Raw genomic sequence first — 16,812 nt, 5'->3', positions numbered from 1 at the left:
CGATTTACCGCGAGTACCGTCCTGTGAGCGGTTCATCACCTTATCCATCGGTCTGCACCTGTTCTGTCGGCAAGGCAAAGCTGAATCGTGCACCCAAATGAGGGGTCGACTGGAGCTCGATTTGGCTACCATGTGCTTCTATAATCGAACGGCAAATGGCAAGGCCCATGCCAATGCCGGTTTCCTTCGTAGAAAAGAAGCTTTCAAAAAGCCGTTCGCGAACATGGGCGTCAATGCCAGGTCCACTATCCTCGACTTCCACGGCGACATCTGCGATACCGCGCCGGGTGCGAATGCATAAGGTCCTATTCCACGCATGCCCGTCCGACATGGCTTGCGCAGCATTCAATGCGAGATTTACGATAACCTGCAATATCTGCGTTTTGTCGGCTTTTACCGACGGCAGGTTCGACGATAGATCAAGGCGTAGCGTGATCTGACGTTTGGCAAGATCGGTTCGCAACAGAAGGATCGCTTCCTCGACAACAGAATTGATGTCTGCCGGCAGGCGCTCTGACTTTTTGTTGCTCGCCAACGCCCGCATTGTCGTTATGACGCCGGCTGCTCGCTTGCCATTTTTCGCAATGCGCTCAAGCAGCTGCTGAACTTCAGCAATGTCGGGTTCATCTCTGGAGAGCCATCGCAATCCGGCCTCAGCACTCGCAACAATGGTGCCAAGCGGTTGATTGACTTCATGAGCGATCGAGGCTGTCATCTCTCCTAGCAGGGAGATACGGGCAGAACGGGCGAGGTCGCTTTGGAGACCATCCTTGGTTTGCTCGAGGGATATTCTCTCGCTGATACTCCAAAAGCTGAGATAGACGTCGTCCGGCGAGACATCGCTTTCGCCCTGCCAAAGGTTAAAGGCAACCTGGTGCTCACCTCCGCCGGCGATGGTTAAGCTGCCGTCATAAGCAATCGCCTTTTGCCCCTGAAAGAGTCGATATAGACCATCTGCAAACAGCCTGAGCGTGTCTTCCGGGAAGACAGATGCAACGGGAGCCATTGCGATGGTACCTGGATTTTCGATGTGCAGCAGCGCACAAGCACTTGGGTTTGCATCTGTAATCAGGCAGGCGTTGCCGAGCGTACAACTGACGTTCTGGCTCAGCTCAATCGCCTCACCATGGCTTTCCGAAGGAGTAAGTTCGGCAATGAGCTCCCATGCCCCTTTGGCGGAAAGACGGAAAATTCCCATCGGCAAGGAGCGGAACAGATTTGGATCGCCGGTGTAACCCAAGGACGCACCGTCGCTCATTGCTGCAGAAAGCCAAGCAAGTCTTCGTTCAGCCTGTCCTTATGCGTAAACAAAAGCCCATGCGGAGCGCCTCCGTAAACCTTGAGCACCGCATCGGGCATCAGCCGAATTGCTTGTTCGGCGGTTGCCTTGAATGGGACGAATGCGTCGTCTTCTCCGTGAATGATCAACACGGGAACGTCGAACTTCTCGATGTCGCCGCGATAATCCGTCGCTGCGCAGGCGGTAATCGCGTCGTGTGCCGCCTTCAGCGACCCTTGCATAGCGATCTGGTGCAACTGAATCATGCTTCCTTCGGAAACCGACGAGCCGTCCCGGTCCGCTCCAAAAAACAATCTTGCGAAACCGCGCATGAATTCCGCCCTGTCGGCTCTCAAACCAGCACGGACCCCTTCGAAGACAGGCTCAGGAACGCCACACGGATAGTCCGCGCTTTGCGCAAGCTTCGGAGTTGTTGCGCCGATGAGGACAACGCGGGAAACTCTTTCAGTTCCGTGCCGGCCGATATAACGGGCGATTTCGCCACCACCCATGGCGTAGCCGACAAGCGTGACATCCATGAGATTGAGCGCTCGAATAAGCTCGTCCAAATCGTCTGCGAAAGTATCGTGGTCGTAGCCATGCCAGGGTTGATCCGACCGGCCAAAGCCTCGCCGATCGTGCGCCACAACGCGATAGCCCTGGGATGCCAGGAACATCATCTGATTTTCCCACATATCGCTGCTAAGAGGCCATCCGTGGCTGAAGACCACCACCGGCCCGGTGCCCCAATCCTTGTAGTAAAGACGCGTGTCATCTCGGACAGTCAGCATAGGCATCCGTCTAAACTCCATTGAAAAAAGCTAAGAATTTCGAATTTATCGAACGGTAGCACAGCGATTTCTGCCGTACCATAGTTGGATTTTACAAGACGGAGCTATGAGGCAAAGGGCGCGCCTTTCGTTCAAAAGGGTCTGGAATTTCCTGAAGGATTATCCGACAGCGAACGATTTAAGACGGCTTGGCCATGGAGGGATTGGAATTTCGGGGCCGCCTGTTTGTGGACCTAGGCGGCCTGTTTCCGACGTTGAAATCAGCGAAGCTTGTTGGTGGCTCGTTTAATCCTTTCTTGCTCCAGCAGGATAATGTGCTCGCGCTTCAATGAAGGTTCGCCAGCAGATCTTGAGCGTTTGGGAATAGTCGATGAGGTGGCAGGCCACGAACGTGATCGAGTTTTCGGCCGTAGGCGATATCTAGCGATTCTTGCTCAAGGCACCCATCCGTCACCGCCAGCAGCTTGAAGAAGTCGAGCTATTTACGTGTCCACAATTCAAATTCTTTCAAAGCGAGCGCTGTCGGCCTGTGTAATTTACTCCTCGGAACAAATTCGAGCGAATGCACCTCATCCTCGTTGAAATCCGGATTGATGGGCGGTGAGAAGTTGACGGGCGGTTGCAGTCAGCCGTCTGCCGCCCTCTGGCGTCACCACGACCGTCTCGCTGAAGCCCAGCCGGGCGGCTGTTGCATAGACGTGGAAAACCATGCCTTCTTCAAGCGGCCAATCAGCGTCGGGCAGGAAAACCCGGGAGAAATCGCTGGTACGCGGCGTGCGAGTGTAAAGGCCGAGTGTATAGGCCGTCACATTGTCATAGCGCGGCCTCAAGCCGGACGCGATCAGACCCTGGCGCGTGATGGCATCGACGTCGCGGGCCAAGGCGCCGGGTTTCATGGCCTCGATCTGTTCGTCCTGCACGGCGAGGATGCGCGCGGCGATATCCCGAAGCTTGACGGTCGTGTCGCCGATGGCGATGGGCCGCATCAGCCGGGCCCCATAGCCGTCGACCCGTGGAATAAGCTCAACATGCAGAATATCACCGACACCGAGCAGTTCGCCTTTGAAGGCGCCGTGCAGAAATTCATGGTTGCCACTGGCTTTGACGATCGGGCCGGTCTCGCCACTATCAGCGCCCTCGAGCAGGAAAGTCGCGGCCGCAGTCGCTGCGGCAGCGCGCGTCGAAGAGCCGACGCGGACGTTCTGCGCAATTGCCCGCATGGCCTTGTCGGCGATGGCAGATGCATCCTTCAGAACCGTGATTTCACGCGGCGATTTGATCCAGCGCAAGCTGTCGCTGATGCCGGGAAGGGCGATGAATTCCGCCCGCGGCAGGCATGCCTTGAGGCGGGCGGCCGTATGGGCGCTGAAGCTGTAGGCGTTGACATCGGCGCCGATGCGGGCATCAGCGAAGCCATGGGCGCGAATGCTGTCCGCGACGGCCTGATGAGGATCATCGATATCTGCAAAGCCGATCACATCCGCGATCCAGGTCTTTTTTCGGCAAGGCACCTCGTCGAGTTCGCGAAGTACGAACCACGGCTGTCCTTGGCGTGGAAGCAAGGCGGCGCGGTACATCGTTTCGGAAACGGTATAGCCCGTCAGCCAAGCCAGCAGCTCGCCACTGTCGATCAGAAGGAGATCGACGGCTGCGGCATCCATTGCGGCGTGTGCCTTGGCGATCCGCCAGTCATATTCGTCACGAGGAAACATGCGGCCTCAGGTCATCTCGCAGATGTCAAGAATGGTGAGCATGTAGACGCGGATCATGTCGAGATAGTCGACGATATCGACCCGCTCGTCCGGCATGGTGTTGTAGCGCCCGCCGGGACCGCAGACGATGCCTTCCATACCGAGCTCGTGATAGAGGTGACCGGCATCCGTCCCGTAAAAGCGGGTCGGAGTGATCGCACCGGTCGGCTGCTTTTCGCCGCGCACGGCCTCATAGGCCGCATTGATCGATGTGACGATGCGGGAGGTCGGCGACACCTCGAAAGGCGGCATCAGCGGCCGCCCCTCGATCATCTCGGGAACCAGCTTGGCCTTGAGCCCCGGAAAACGCTTCTCAAGTTCGACGAGTTCGCCGGCGAGATCAGCAAGAACGCCTTCCTGCGTCTGGCCGGGCGCGTAGCGGGCCGAGCCCCGGATGCGGACGAAATCGGAGACCTGTGGCGGCCGCCATTCCTGGAGATCGCGTCCGAGAGCGCCATGGACGACGCCGACATGGCCGCGATTGATCGAGCGATGCACCTCACTTTTCGCGCCGCTGAAGGTCATCGCGTTGATGCGCGGAATGATGTCGCAGGCGGCAGCGATGGCATCGACGGATTGCTCGCGCTTGGAAAGATGTCGGGTGTCGCCGGTAAGCTCGATAACAAAACTCAGCGCTGCCGCATGCATCGTCACGGCTGCAAGGTCGCTCGGCTCGCTATTGATGAAATAGTCGGCCTTGATGCCGCCGCGGATCGCGGCGAGCGTGCCGACGCCGCCCTGCAGCTCACCCACGACATAGGTCAGGATGATATCGCCCTTGAGTTTCACACCGGCATTCAGCAGCGTTTTGACGGCGCAGAAATAGGCCGCGTCGCCCGCCTTCATGTTGGAGACGCCGATGCCGTAAATGAACTTGTCATCGACGAGGCCGCCCCAGGGATCGACGGTCCAGCCTTCTGTTACCGGATTGGTGTCGAGATGGCCGTTGAACAGCAGGCTCTTGCCGCCGCCCGATCCCTTCAACCGTCCGATGGCATTGAAGCGCTGACCGTCCTCGAAAGGCTGTAGCTCGGACTGGAGACCGATCGCAGCCATCTCGCGGGCCATGATGCGGGCGAGTTCGCGTTCACCATCGGTCTGGGAGTGGCTCTTCTGGCGTACCATGTTCGACAGGAAGTCGAGGCAGCTCTTCTCGTCGATTGTGCCGACGAGCGATTTCGGGTCCATTGTATGCTCCTTGCTCTGCAATTCTAGAAGGATGTGCCCGCGAGCGCCGGAACCGCCGCGATCAGCTGGCGGGTATAGTCGGCGCGGTCAGGGCTGGCGATTTCGTCTGATGGTGCGATCTCGACAAGGTCGCCGCGGTACATCACGGCGATACGATGGGCGATCTGGCGAACGAGATTGAGGTCGTGGGTGATGAAGAGAAAGGCCGTGCCGTGCTTGCGGTGCAGTTCCAGCAACAGCTGCACGATCGAGGCCTGCACGGAGACATCCAGCGCCGAGGTGATCTCGTCGCAGATGACGAGCTTCGGTTTCGAGGCGAAGGCGCGGGCAATGGCGACGCGCTGCTTCTCCCCGCCCGAGAGCTGGTGCGGATAGCGGTCGGCATGGGTGCGCGGCAGGCGAACCTGTTCCAGCAGGTCGCCGATCCGGTGCGACAGGGACCCGCCGTCACCCGCGCCGTAGAGTTTCAATGGCCGCGCGAGGATTTCATGAATCTTCTGCCGCGGATTGAGCGAGGCGTCGGGATGCTGGAAGATAAGCTGGACATCCCTGCGATAGGACCTATCCATATCGGCAAGTCCGGCGATCGTCCGTCCGGCGAAGGTCATCCTTCCCTCGAACGGGTTGAGCCCGGTCATCGCCTTGGCCAGCGTCGACTTGCCCGAGCCGGACTCCCCGACGATGCCGAGGATTTCGCCCGGCTGCACAGTGAGGCTGATGGCGCGATTGCCGGTGAAGCGCTTGAAGGCGCGGCCCGTCAGCGCCGAGAGAAACGGTTTGCGGCCGTAATGCACGCTGACGTTCTCGACCTCCATCAGCGGCTTGGCCTGATAGGAGGGGCGCGTCACGACCAGCCGTTTGGCGGGTTGCGGCACGGCGGAAAGTAGCTCCCTCGTATAATCCTGGCGGGGCGCTCGGAAGATATCGTCGATCGTGCCTTGCTCGACGATCTCGCCGCGCCGCATTACCGCCACGCGCTTGGCCGTCCGGGAGAGCAGCGCCAGATCGTGCGAGATATAGAGCGAGGCGACGCCGGTCTCGGCTTGAAGATCGAGAAACAGATCGAGGATCTGCCGTGAAGTGATCACGTCCAGCGCCGTGGTCGGTTCATCGAAGATGATGCATTGCGGATTGCAGGCAAAGGCGGTCGCGATGACGACACGCTGCTTCTCGCCGCCCGATGCCTCATGCGGCATGCGCTGCATCATCTGGGTCGGGTTCTTCAAGCCCACGCGGGCAAGCATGGCTTCCCCTTCGCCCCATGCCTGCCTTTTCGTCAGGCCGCGATGGCGTCTCAGCGCCTCCGTCAGCTGCGTGCCAAGCGAAAGGGTAGGGTTGAGCGAAGTGCCGGGGTCCTGGAACACCATGCTGATCTGCTTGCCGCGCATGCGGCCGACTTCGGCCGGCGATTTCGCCGCGAGATCTTCGCCCCGCAGCCGGATGGCGCCGCCGACTTCGCGGGCATTGTCGGGCAGGTAACGCATGATCGACCAGGCAAGCGAGGTCTTGCCAGAACCGGATTCGCCGACGAGACCGAGGATTTCCCCGGCTGCGATCTCCAAGTCGATATTTCTCAATGCGTGGAAGACGCCGTTCACTGTCAGATAGTCGAGCGAATAATTGCGGATCTGTAGAACACTGTTTTGGGCGGGTTCGCTCATCTCATCCTCCCGTGCGCGGGTTGAGGGCATCGCGCAGTCCATCGCCGAGCAGATTGAAGCCGACGGCGACGATCGCGATCGCCAGGCTCGGCCAGATGAGGATGCCGGCGCTGATATGCATGTATTGGCGCGCTTCGGAGATCATCAGCCCCCATTCCGTTGCAGGGGGTTGTGCGCCGAGCCCGAGGAAGCTGAGCGTCGCGAAGAGCATCACCGCGAAGGAGATGCGGATGGTGGTCTCGACGATGATCGGGGCGATGACGTTGGGCAGCATTTCGCGCAGGATGATGTAGGACGAGCTTTCGCCGCGGGCTATGGCGGCACTGACATAGTCCTGCTTGCGGATGGAAAGAGCGACGCTGCGGGTAATGCGCGCCATGCCGGGCGCGAAGGCGACGGCGACCGCCACCAGCGCATTAACGCTGCCGGAGCCGAGCAGATTGACGATCAGAAGCGCGAACAGAAGGTTCGGGATCGACATGATGGCATCGATCGTTCGCATGATCATCTCATCGGCGCGACCTCCGAGATAGGCCGACACCGTACCGATGAGGGCGCCGGCAAGGGTTCCGGCGAGCGTCGCGACGACCGCCGTGATGACGGTCGCACGGGCACCGATCAGCAGCCGGCTTAGGATGTCGCGGCCATATTGATCCGTTCCGAGCAGGAAGGTCATGCTCGGCCCCTTGTAGCGAGCAAGGATCGACATGGCTTCGGGATCGCGGGGGGCGAGCCACGGGCCGAATGCGACGACAATGAACACCAGAGTGATGAGGATCAGGCCGGTGGCGCCCTGCGGCGTACGCAACAGCCGCTTGAGAAGATCAACCATATTGGATCCTCTTGTCGAGCCAGGCATAGAGAAGGTCGGCCGCGAAATTGACGATGGAATAGGTGGCCGCCATGAGGAGGACGCCGGCCTGGATGGAGGGTAGGTCGCGCGTCTGGATGGCGACGATGAGCTGACGCCCGATGCCGGGAATGGCGAAGATTTCTTCGACGACGATGATACCGCCGAGCAGATAACCGACATCCAGCGCAACGACAGTGATGGTTGGCAGCAACGCGTTGCGAAGGGCATGGCCGAACAGAACGCGTGAACCGGAGAGGCCCTTCAGCCGTGCCGCGCGGATATAGTCGGTATGCAGCACATCGACGAGTTCCGAGCGGACCATGCGCGAGACATGGGCGATGAGGATGATGGAGATGACGCAGACCGGCAGCGCCAGATGTGCGAGGCCATCGAGGAAATTCTCGGTGAGCGGCACGTAGCCCGTCGCGGGCAGCCATTTGAGCCAATCGGAGACGAGCAGCACCGCCACTGTCGCCGTCACGAATTCAGGCAGCGAAACGCCCGCATAGGATACGAGGCTCACCAGCATATCGGTCAGGCGGCCGCGCCGCATCGCAGCGATAACGCCGAGCGGAATGGCGAGCACCAGCATCAGGCCGATCGACAGGCAGGCGAGCAGTAGCGACCGTCCCAACGCTTCGAACATCACCGGGCCGACGGGTTGGCCCGTGCGCAGCGACTGGCCGAAATCGCCGTGCAGAATGCCGGTAAGCCAGTGCAGATATTGCATCCACACAGGGTCGTTCAGCCCCATTTGCTGGCGCAGGGCGTCCAGGGCCTGCGCGGTGGCGTTTTCCCCCAGCATCATCACCGCGGCATCGGCCGGCAGGACCTGGGTAATGGCGAAGACGACGAGCGACACGACGAAGAGCGTGTAGACGATCATCAGCAGTCGCTTGATGAGATAGTGCGGTGACAAAGACTTGTTCCCCGGCGTTCCTGCGGCCGGCTGCGGATGGCGCGGCCGGCCTTTGGGCTGCGTTGCGCGTCCAAAGACGACGCGCAACGCCTATGTCGACTTGACCGCGAGGTCAGCTCCGCTTCGGCGCCTTGTCGGTCAAGGTGGTGTAATCGAGGCGGAAGACGGATGCGCGGGGATGGACCTCATAGCCCGAGACCCAGTCGCGTTTAGCCGCGAGCACGTCGAAGAAGGCGGGGATGATCGAGGGGACTTCCTCGTTCATCAGCTTTTGCGCCTCCGCATACAGTGCCTTGCGCTTGGCCTCGTCGGTGATCCCGCGTGCTTCGTTGACGACCTTGTCGAAGGCCGCGTTGTTCCAGCGCGTCTCGTTCCAGGCCGCGTCGGAGGTGTAGAGAAGCTTGAAGATGGCATCGGCCGTCGGCTGCATATTGTAGAAGCCGACATAGAAGCTGCCCTTCTTCCAAACCTGATCGAGATAGGTGGCATGCGGCATCGTTTGGACGTTGATCCTGATGCCGGCTTCCTTGGCCATTTCGCGAAGCGCCACGGCAAGCTGCGTCCGCTGGCTCGGCTTGTCGGAAGCGATCAGAGTGGCCTCGAACCCGTCGGGATAGCCTGCCTCGCTCAGCAGCTTCTTTGCTTCCTCGATATTGGCCTGGCGCAGCGGCAGGTCCGTGTAGAAATGGTAGGAGGAGTTCAGCGGCGTGTCGTTGCCCGGTGTTCCGAAGCCTTCGGTCACGAAGTCGACCATGGCCTGCCGGTCGACGGTCAGCGCCAGGGCGCGCCGGACGCGAGGATCGTTGAAGGGCTTGGAGTCGCAGCCGAAGTTGATGTTGCAGAACTGGCCGGAGGGAACGCGCAATACGTTGACACCCTGGGCGTCCTTCATGCGCAGATATTCGGTGGGCTGGACGGTGGAGACGACGTCGATGTCGCCGGCCAGAAGTGCGGAGGTTTGCGCCGAGATATCCGGGAAGATCTGGATTTCCACGCGGTCGAGATAGGGACGCTTCGGGTCGTAATAGTCCGGATTGCGCTCGACGACGATCAGGCGGTCGGGCTCATAGGACACGAGCTTGAAGGGGCCGGTGCCGTTCGCTGTCGTCGAAAGCTTCTTGAGATCGCCGGTCGCGATCGAGGCGGGAATGATGCGGGCCACCGTATAGGCCATGGCGACCGGGAAGTCGGCATAGGGACCGGAGAGCTTGAAGACGGCGGTCAGAGGGTCGGCGGCCGTGACATCGGCGATCGGGCCGACATTGTTGCGGGCCGGAGACGCATTGCTCGGGTTGAGGATCGCCTTGAAGGTCTCGACGACGTCGGTCGCGGTGAAGGGCGAGCCGTCATGGAATTTCACACCTGCGCGAAGCTTGAACGTCCATTCGGTCAGCGCATCGTTTGCGCTCCAGGATTCGGCAAGGTCCGGCTCGATGGTCATGTCAACCTTCAGCCGCGTCAGATTGCTGTAGAGCAGCTCGGTGACCATGTATTCGGGATTGACGCGGGTCAGAAGCGGATGGATCACGCTTGCCGCCTGGTCGACGGAGATCCGCAATGTCCCGCCCTTGGCGGGCGCGGCGGTCTGGGCAAGGCCGAGAGACGGCGCGGTCAGGAGCGCCGCCGTTCCGGCCAGAAAATGACGTCGGTTCAACTTCAGCATCTGGTGTTCCCCTTATTTTGACGCGGAATAGTCTGGAATGAGATCGGCGGAAAAATCGCGCGCGAGATAGGCGAGAATGCTTTTCGCCAGGGCGATGATATCCGTCGTTGTCGTGTGTTCTTCCGGGCTGTGAATGCAGCTTTCGGGGCGCCCGAGCCCGCCAAGCAATATCTCCCGCATCACGCCTGCCTGCTGGACGTAACCGAAATCCGAGCAGCTGGCGGCGCCCCACTTGCTGAATTCATCAGGCTGGTAGCCGAAGCCGAGGCTCAGCGCCTTCTGCCAGCGTGGCCAATGGGGACCGTCGGGATCTGCCGTGGGGATCAGGTGGCCGACGAGGTCGATCTCGAAGCTGACCCCCGGCGTTTGCGCCACGCATGCGCGTACCAGATCCTCGAGTGTGGTACGCGCGGCTTCATAGCTCTCTTCCGGAGCATAGCGACGGCTGACGAGGATCTTGATCTCGGCTGCAACCTGCCCGCCTGAGGTGCCGCCATTGACGGCGGATATGGACAGCTGCGGCCGCAGTGGACCGCTCGCATGGGGCGGTGGCGGCAGTTTGGACTCGAAAGCAGCAATCTTCGGCTTCAGCGCATGAAGCGCATTGAGGAGGGGAAGGGCGCCCTCGATGGCGTTGACGCCCGAGCCGGTACGATTGCCTTCGCCCGCATGAACGGCGTGCCCCCTGATGGTGATCTGCAGATGAAAGACGCCGAAGCAGCCGGCCCAGATGCGCGGCGCGGCCGAACCGTTGAAATTGACGATGTGCCCCTTGAGCATGCCCTGTTCGGCAAGATAGCGGATACCGGGATAAAGCCCGCCTTCCTCGTCTGTGCACAGCAGCAGCATTGGATCGTAGGCAAGCTCGACGCCGTGCTCCTCCGCAGCGCGCAGCGCAAGCAATGTTGCGGCAATCGTCCCCTTCATGTCGGCGGCGCCCAACCCGAAAAGCCGGTCTCCCTCACGCGTCAGGCGCAGCGGATGACGCTGCCAGCCGGGAGACACAGGAACGGTATCCACATGGTAATAAAGGCCGCAGACCGGCTTGTTTGCCGGACGCTCGGCGATGAGATTGACGCGCTCTCCACAAGCCGGGCCATTGGCGACACGCCACAGCGCATCCGGTACCGTGACGCGTCTGGTATCAAAGCCCAACGGCTTCAACAGCTCTTCCATCAGCTCCGCGAAGGCAAGATAACCCGTGCCAGGGGGGAAGGAGGTGTCGATGGCGATCATCCTTGCCAGATCCTCGACCGCTTTTTCGACATCGCGTTCGACTGCTTCCAAGGCATTTGCAAATGATATCGCCTGGGGTGATAAGGCTTGATTGCTCACGTTGAGTTCCGAAAAGATGTGCGAAATGGAGGTTTGCTCTGCTGTCTTATTCATATAAACTATATAGTAATGATGCTTCCTCGCCTTCCGCGAGTCAACTCCAAATAAGAGGCAATTAATTGCGCGAAATGCCCAATTTTTTAGCGGACACATCGCGAGCGGCGGAGTTTTCCCTGCCGCTCTACGAGGTGGTCAAACGACAGATCACGGAAGCGATCATGATGGGCAAATGGCCGGCCGGAACCGTCCTGCCCAGCGAGATCGCGCTATCGCAGATGTTCGGAGTGGCGGTCGGCACCATCCGACGGGCCTTGGCGGATCTGACCAATGAGGGATTGCTGAGCCGCCGGCGCAAGACGGGGACGGTGGTGACGGGGCGCACGCCGCAACACAGCTTGCGCTTCTTCTTTCAGTATTTCCGTCTTCATGGCCTCGACGGCTCGCTGCAGAATTCCACCTCGGAAATCCTGTCCCTTGAGAAGCGCCAGGCGAGCCGGGACGAGAGCGCGAGCCTGCAACTGGAAAGTCCGACGGAGGTGATCAGCTTTCATCGCCTGCGCAGCGTTGGCGGGATACCGGTCATGCATGAGATCATCACGCTTCGGGCGCACTTGCTTCCGGGGTTCCCCGAGAAGAAAGAGGACATTCCAGCGCTGCTTTATCTGTTTCTTCTCGATCGCTATGGCATCCGCATTTCCGCGGTTCGCGAACAGATCGCGGCAACGCTTGCGACGGAAGACGATGCCCGCCTGCTGAAACTCACTTTGCCGGACGCCGTGCTGACGATCGATGAGGTGTCCTACGATCAGTCCGCCGCCCCGGTCCTTGTCGCGCGCCATCGGGCCACAACGAGAAGTCACCGCTATGTACATGAGGTGCAATAGCGCTCCGGACACATATCTCTCCGACACTTCGGATTTGGCGAACTTGTCAACGTGTCGAATACAAGAATTTCTCTCGGTCAATATGACGCCGGCGAAACTGCGCCTTGCTCAAGCCTCAATGAGTTTACGCACAGCGATCACACATGCGGGTGCTGTGGCGACCAGCGCGAAGACTTGGCCTTCTTGTCGACTTTAGGAATTTTGGAAACGCACCTAGAGCAGGCGAGCAGCCCTGCCGCTTCGGCGCGTGGGACTATCGTAATATGCCGATGCCTGCTGCACGGAGCGATGTCATGATTGCTCCATCGCCTCAGGGAGGGGAATGCCACGAGCAGCGAAGTGCCCTAAGAGGACTTGGTTCGCCGGTAGGCTGGGTAAGCATCTACAACGAATTAATGTCGGGTTTCTAGAGCTAACTACGGCAGCCGCTAGTTTGGTTGATCACTCAGTTATTCCCGCGTGTATCCGCCAATCTAAACGAGAATGCGAATACAGCAGCCGCCATCGCAGAAGCAAGTCCGGCCGTAACGACCAAGTGGCTCGACCCTTGAGCATAGAGAAATCCAGCTGCAACGGGACCACAAGCGAGCCCCAGTTTTGAAGCTAAGCCGCCCAGGACGGTACCACGCCCGCCTTTGTCGTCCGTCGCGCAGGCTGCAAGCACATAGGGTAGCGCCACCGCCATGGTAAAGTAGATGGAAGATACAGAAAGCGCGAAGGCGGCAGGAGTCGTTCCAACGAGCACGAGTGTCTTAGCCACGCCGGCGATGAGCAATGCGGGGGCTACGGGCCGCCATCCCAACTTTCGACTCAAGAGGATCATTAGCAGCGATCCCGGAATTCCGGCAGTCAAGCCCAAGCCCACCACAAGGCCTGCGAAGGCGCGAGATTGCCCAAGATCCGCAGCAATCCCGATCATAAAAGCGCCGAGCCCGAGGTTGGCTGCTTGAAAAAGAAAAATCCCGCAAACCTTCAATATGAGCGGTAGTGTCAACCACTCCGTCAAGGCGGCAGAGCGAGATCGTGATGAAGGACCCGGCTGTCGAAATTGGGGGAGCAGGGGCACTATTACGGCGGCGATCATTCCGAAGGCCGCCAGAATACCGAAGACGATACCACTGTGCATCTTGCCGGCGAAGAACGACGACATGGCTATACCAATACCACCAAAGCCAAAGTGGAAGACGAACAGCACGCCAAAGCTACGCCGGGTGTCAGCGGTCTGAGACATCAGCGCGTAGGCAACGCTCGCAAGCAGGCCGCCGGCAAGTCCGTGGATGAAGCGAATGCTGAGCATCCAATAATAGTCATGGACTGCCATTGTCGCCAGATCGGCAACGATCAACGTCGCGAGAAGGCCGATCAGAAACGCGCGCCATGGGACGCGTGATACGAGAAACAAGGCCAGCAACGCGCCAAGCATCGAGCCATAGCCATTCGCACCGGCCACGAAGCCTGCCTGATCCGGGCGCAGGCAGTATTCCGAACGAAGGGTCGCGATGATGGCCGGCATGATATCGACATAGAGCGGGCCGGCCATTGCAACCAGGGCCAGAATGATGTCGACCGAAAATGTGCCGCGCCGGACTGTTGTACTCGCGGCGTTCAGCGAAGCGGTTGGAGAGGATTGTTCGGTCACGGCATCTCCTCTATGGGACTTGTCCGGCAGGGCGGCCTTCAGGGGTGAGCGACATCAGCGATGTCGTCTCCTCACAGCGCGTTTGCCACGCAACCATCATGTTTTGCTGTGCGATCAATTTTGCTTGCTGCAGTAATGTGAACGCCGCTTCAGGAGACACCCGGTGCAATAGCTCGGCCTTCACCCGCAAAAGTTCGGGCAGGTGCCAAGCCTCGCCGCTTGCAGCGCACATCGCAAGGGCATCCTCAATGCATCGACCCCCTTCATCAAAGCGACCATGACTATTGAGCGCCTGAGCAAGAATGCTCAAAAAAAATGTCCGTCGGACCGGCCATCTGGTGCGGGTCAGTTCTTCGAGCCCAATCGAAAGCTGCTCGATTGCCGCCTCCAACCTGCCTCGCCCGAATGAGAGAGCGCCACGGAAACAACCGCCCCATGCTCGCCAGGGTCCAAAGGTCTGTCTTCCGGCAATCGATTGAAGCAGGTCCACTCGCTCTTCCATAATATCAAGGGCGCCGCTGTAGTACGGCACAGGACACCCGGCTTCGACCAGGACAAGAGAAAGGGAGGTCGTATGCCCGCGCAACCGGGCATCCTCGACGCAGCTGGCAGCTGATGCTAAGGCTGCGTCTTGTCGGCCAAGTAGCCACATCGTCATGGCGTGGTAGGCCCGTGCGCTTGCGCTTTGATCGTATTGCATCCTTACGATTGGGCTCAGCGGCGGGGACTGGCTATCAATATAGGCTTCCAGGCTTTCACAAGCACCGGAAACTTGCCCGACGTAGAGTCGCGAAACACCCAGCAATCGATCCCCGATCCGAACTGCTGCTCCCGGGATATTTTCGGCCTTGGCGTGGGCCAAGACCCGGAACGTTTCGGCCGTTGCAAGCGATCTGCGATACTCACCCCCAGCTATCTCAGAAAGCCATGTGCCGTAAAATGCATCGAGCATGAGTGAGGGGTCACCGGACGCTTCAGCAATCCGCGCGGCCTTGGCCCAAAGTCGGTCCACTTCGGGTCCGGGTCCGATCGTGTAGATCAGGGCCGTACCCAATGAACTTAACAGCGATATCACCCGGGCGGGGTCGGTCTGGCTGGTTGGCTCGAGTGCGGCGATCGCCTGCTCGAAATAAATGCGGGCCTCGCTGACAAGCGATAGCTCAAACCAGACGGTCGAGGAGGCGATCGCAAGCTCGACACCCAGTTCTGTGTCGCCATTCGGGCCAAAGCACCAAGCCAGGCAAACACGAAGATCATCGACCAATGTGGCGAACGCACTTATACGATCAGGGCTTGCTGTATGGCCCTTGTCTCGACCGATTTTCTCTAGCCTCGCCTGAACCAATATTGCATGGCGTTTGCTGAGACGGTCGAACTCGCCACGCTTTCGAAGTTTGGCCCGGGCATAAACTCGCGTCGTTTCCAGGAGACGGTAATGCGGCATTTCTTGCGTGAAGTCCGCGTTCACCAGCGACTTCATGACCAGGCTCGCGATGTCGTCGGTCGTGCTCCAAATAGGTTCCGCGATCGATGCGAGCTCAGCGCCGGCATCAAGAGAGAAAAGGCCCGGGAAAACCGAAATTCTCGCAAGGGTCGTCTTCTCGCTGTCCGAAAGCTGATCAAAGCTCCAATTCAGCGTCGCCTGCAGGGTCTGATGGCGAGGAAGAGCTGTGCGCCGACCGGTCGTGAGCAACTGAAACGCGTCATCGAGGCGCTGACCAAGGCCTTTGATCCCATAGGCGTCGACACGGCCGGCAGCAAGTTCGATCGCCAGTGGCATTCCTTCAAATCGCCTGCACAGCTCAATAATGATCGGAATGTCCGGCGGCTGGGGAACATAGTTTCCAAGGACCGATGCAGCGCGCTCTACGAAAAGACGAACCGCCGCAAAACTAAGCGGGTCCACCAATGAGCTGCCATCGTCGAGAGGCGGCACCTTTAGACCGGAAAGGCGAAAGACCAGTTCGCCGGCAGCGCGCAGTGGCTCGCGACTGGTCGCCAGGATTTTTGCTTCCGGTGAATTGCGCAGAAGCTCTTCCGCAGCCTCCGCTGTTGCTTTCAGGAGATGCTCGCAATTGTCGAGGATGATTAGAGAGGAGGGGATTGGCAGCGGCTCCGATAATGGCTGCTGCTGGATCATTAGAGTTGAGGATATTGCGGCTTTGATAGTGCTGGCGACATGTGAGGCGTCGGTGACGCGGGCGAGGTCTACGACGATGACGGCGTCGTGCTCGTGAAGCAGGGCCCGTCCAACTTCAATCGCAGCTGTCGTCTTCCCAACACCACCAGTCCCCGCAATCGTCACGAGGCGCCTTCCGGCCAAATGCATGACCAACTGAGCGACGACTGTTTCACGGCCGATTACGGATTGCAGCGGGCTGGGGAGGTTATGAAATGTCGAAAGTCCTGGCTGCTCCTGCGCATCTCCCCCAGTCTCTGATCCGGAGAACTGAATTCGGCCGGAAAAGACATAGCCTTGCCTTGCAACGTTTTGGATAAAGGCCTGACCGTCGTTGCCGTCGCCCAGAATGCGCCGAAGAGCAGTCACCTGCACCCGAAGGTTAGCCTCCTCGACGAAGACCTTGGGCCATGCGCTCGCGATCAGATCCTGTTTCGAAACAACCTCGCCAGCGCGCTCCACCAGCGCGATCAGGATCTCGAGCGCGCGGCCACCCATCGTGACTGGGGCCCCTGATTTCGCAAGCTGTCTGTTCGTTAGCGATAAACGGAAAGGGCCAAAGGACGCTACCGAGCGATCGCCATTGTCGTCTGGGAAAGGGGGCACTTGGGCGTCGCATCCTGATTTTTTCTATCCTTGTCAGATATGATATCGGGGCGGCACTATACGT

12 protein-coding genes and 1 pseudogene are annotated in these 16,812 nt (G+C 59.6%); 1 reads left to right on the top strand and 12 read right to left on the bottom strand.

The features are described 5' to 3' along the window. Positions 1–40 precede the first annotated feature (40 nt). The 9 genes from FHT28_RS15975 to FHT28_RS15935 all read right to left on the bottom strand — a co-directional run bounded on the left by FHT28_RS15975 (position 41) and on the right by FHT28_RS15935 (position 11,440). Complete coding sequence (locus tag FHT28_RS15975) at positions 41–1,258, bottom strand: ATP-binding protein (RefSeq protein WP_112442302.1); 1,218 nt, start codon at positions 1,256–1,258, stop codon at positions 41–43. Further along, complete coding sequence (locus tag FHT28_RS15970) at positions 1,255–2,076, bottom strand: alpha/beta hydrolase (RefSeq protein WP_047557420.1); 822 nt, start codon at positions 2,074–2,076, stop codon at positions 1,255–1,257. Before FHT28_RS15970 ends, FHT28_RS15975 begins: the two co-directional genes overlap by 4 nt. 563 nt (positions 2,077–2,639) lie before the next feature. Continuing rightward, a complete protein-coding gene (locus FHT28_RS15965) occupies positions 2,640–3,782 on the bottom strand; it encodes a Xaa-Pro peptidase family protein (RefSeq protein ID WP_168596716.1) in 1,143 nt (380 codons plus the stop codon). Positions 3,783–3,788: 6 nt separating this feature from the next. Beyond that, on the bottom strand, positions 3,789–5,009 hold the full coding sequence (locus tag FHT28_RS15960; protein ID WP_047640265.1) for a M20/M25/M40 family metallo-hydrolase: 1,221 nt from the start codon (positions 5,007–5,009) through the stop codon (positions 3,789–3,791). 23 nt (positions 5,010–5,032) lie between these two features. After that, a complete protein-coding gene (locus tag FHT28_RS15955; protein ID WP_168596715.1) occupies positions 5,033–6,670 on the bottom strand; it encodes an ABC transporter ATP-binding protein in 1,638 nt (545 codons plus the stop codon). 1 nt (position 6,671) lies between these two features. Beyond that, positions 6,672–7,502, bottom strand: a complete 831-nt coding sequence (locus FHT28_RS15950; protein ID WP_047557407.1) for an ABC transporter permease — start codon at positions 7,500–7,502, stop codon at positions 6,672–6,674. Continuing rightward, positions 7,495–8,442, bottom strand: a complete 948-nt coding sequence (locus tag FHT28_RS15945) for an ABC transporter permease (protein WP_047557640.1) — start codon at positions 8,440–8,442, stop codon at positions 7,495–7,497. Before FHT28_RS15945 ends, FHT28_RS15950 begins: the two co-directional genes overlap by 8 nt. A gap of 112 nt (positions 8,443–8,554) precedes the next feature. Further along, positions 8,555–10,105, bottom strand: a complete 1,551-nt coding sequence (locus FHT28_RS15940) for an ABC transporter substrate-binding protein (protein ID WP_168596714.1) — start codon at positions 10,103–10,105, stop codon at positions 8,555–8,557. Between the two features lie 12 nt (positions 10,106–10,117). Further along, positions 10,118–11,440, bottom strand: a complete 1,323-nt coding sequence (locus FHT28_RS15935; protein ID WP_112442407.1) for a M20/M25/M40 family metallo-hydrolase — start codon at positions 11,438–11,440, stop codon at positions 10,118–10,120. A gap of 128 nt (positions 11,441–11,568) precedes the next feature. Between FHT28_RS15935 and FHT28_RS15930 the strand changes: the two genes are divergently transcribed. Then, positions 11,569–12,324 carry a GntR family transcriptional regulator gene (locus FHT28_RS15930; RefSeq protein ID WP_168596713.1) on the top strand — a complete coding sequence of 252 codons (756 nt, stop codon included), beginning with the start codon at positions 11,569–11,571 and terminating at the stop codon, positions 12,322–12,324. A gap of 213 nt (positions 12,325–12,537) precedes the next feature. Here the strand turns inward: FHT28_RS15930 and FHT28_RS36185 are convergent. From FHT28_RS36185 to FHT28_RS15920, 3 genes and pseudogenes are all read right to left on the bottom strand, one after another. Continuing rightward, positions 12,538–12,660 (bottom strand): annotated as a pseudogene (locus FHT28_RS36185) (integrase); the annotation flags it as partial. Positions 12,661–12,769: 109 nt separating this feature from the next. Next, positions 12,770–13,963 carry an MFS transporter gene (locus FHT28_RS15925; RefSeq protein ID WP_168596712.1) on the bottom strand — a complete coding sequence of 398 codons (1,194 nt, stop codon included), beginning with the start codon at positions 13,961–13,963 and terminating at the stop codon, positions 12,770–12,772. Between the two features lie 10 nt (positions 13,964–13,973). Then, complete coding sequence (locus FHT28_RS15920; protein WP_168596711.1) at positions 13,974–16,640, bottom strand: winged helix-turn-helix domain-containing protein; 2,667 nt, start codon at positions 16,638–16,640, stop codon at positions 13,974–13,976. Positions 16,641–16,812: the final 172 nt, after the last annotated feature.

The organism is Rhizobium sp. SG570 (assembly GCF_012275345.1).
Lineage (GTDB): Bacteria > Pseudomonadota > Alphaproteobacteria > Rhizobiales > Rhizobiaceae > Rhizobium > Rhizobium lusitanum.
The sequence above is the reverse complement of the archived record's forward strand: the minus strand, read 5'-3'. Positions and strand labels throughout refer to the sequence as shown.

What these genes read in the sequence shown, in the direction of transcription:
- FHT28_RS15975 (WP_112442302.1), bottom strand. Translation starts at nt 1,258, where the DNA reads ATGAGCGACGGTGCGTCCTTGGGTTACACCGGCGATCCAAATCTGTTC.
- FHT28_RS15970 (WP_047557420.1), bottom strand. Translation starts at nt 2,076, where the DNA reads ATGCCTATGCTGACTGTCCGAGATGACACGCGTCTTTACTACAAGGAT.
- FHT28_RS15965 (WP_168596716.1), bottom strand. Translation starts at nt 3,782, where the DNA reads ATGTTTCCTCGTGACGAATATGACTGGCGGATCGCCAAGGCACACGCC.
- FHT28_RS15960 (WP_047640265.1), bottom strand. Translation starts at nt 5,009, where the DNA reads ATGGACCCGAAATCGCTCGTCGGCACAATCGACGAGAAGAGCTGCCTC.
- FHT28_RS15955 (WP_168596715.1), bottom strand. Translation starts at nt 6,670, where the DNA reads ATGAGCGAACCCGCCCAAAACAGTGTTCTACAGATCCGCAATTATTCG.
- FHT28_RS15950 (WP_047557407.1), bottom strand. Translation starts at nt 7,502, where the DNA reads ATGGTTGATCTTCTCAAGCGGCTGTTGCGTACGCCGCAGGGCGCCACC.
- FHT28_RS15940 (WP_168596714.1), bottom strand. Translation starts at nt 10,105, where the DNA reads ATGCTGAAGTTGAACCGACGTCATTTTCTGGCCGGAACGGCGGCGCTC.
- FHT28_RS15930 (WP_168596713.1), top strand. Translation starts at nt 11,569, where the DNA reads ATGCCCAATTTTTTAGCGGACACATCGCGAGCGGCGGAGTTTTCCCTG.
- FHT28_RS15920 (WP_168596711.1), bottom strand. Translation starts at nt 16,640, where the DNA reads ATGGGTGGCCGCGCGCTCGAGATCCTGATCGCGCTGGTGGAGCGCGCT.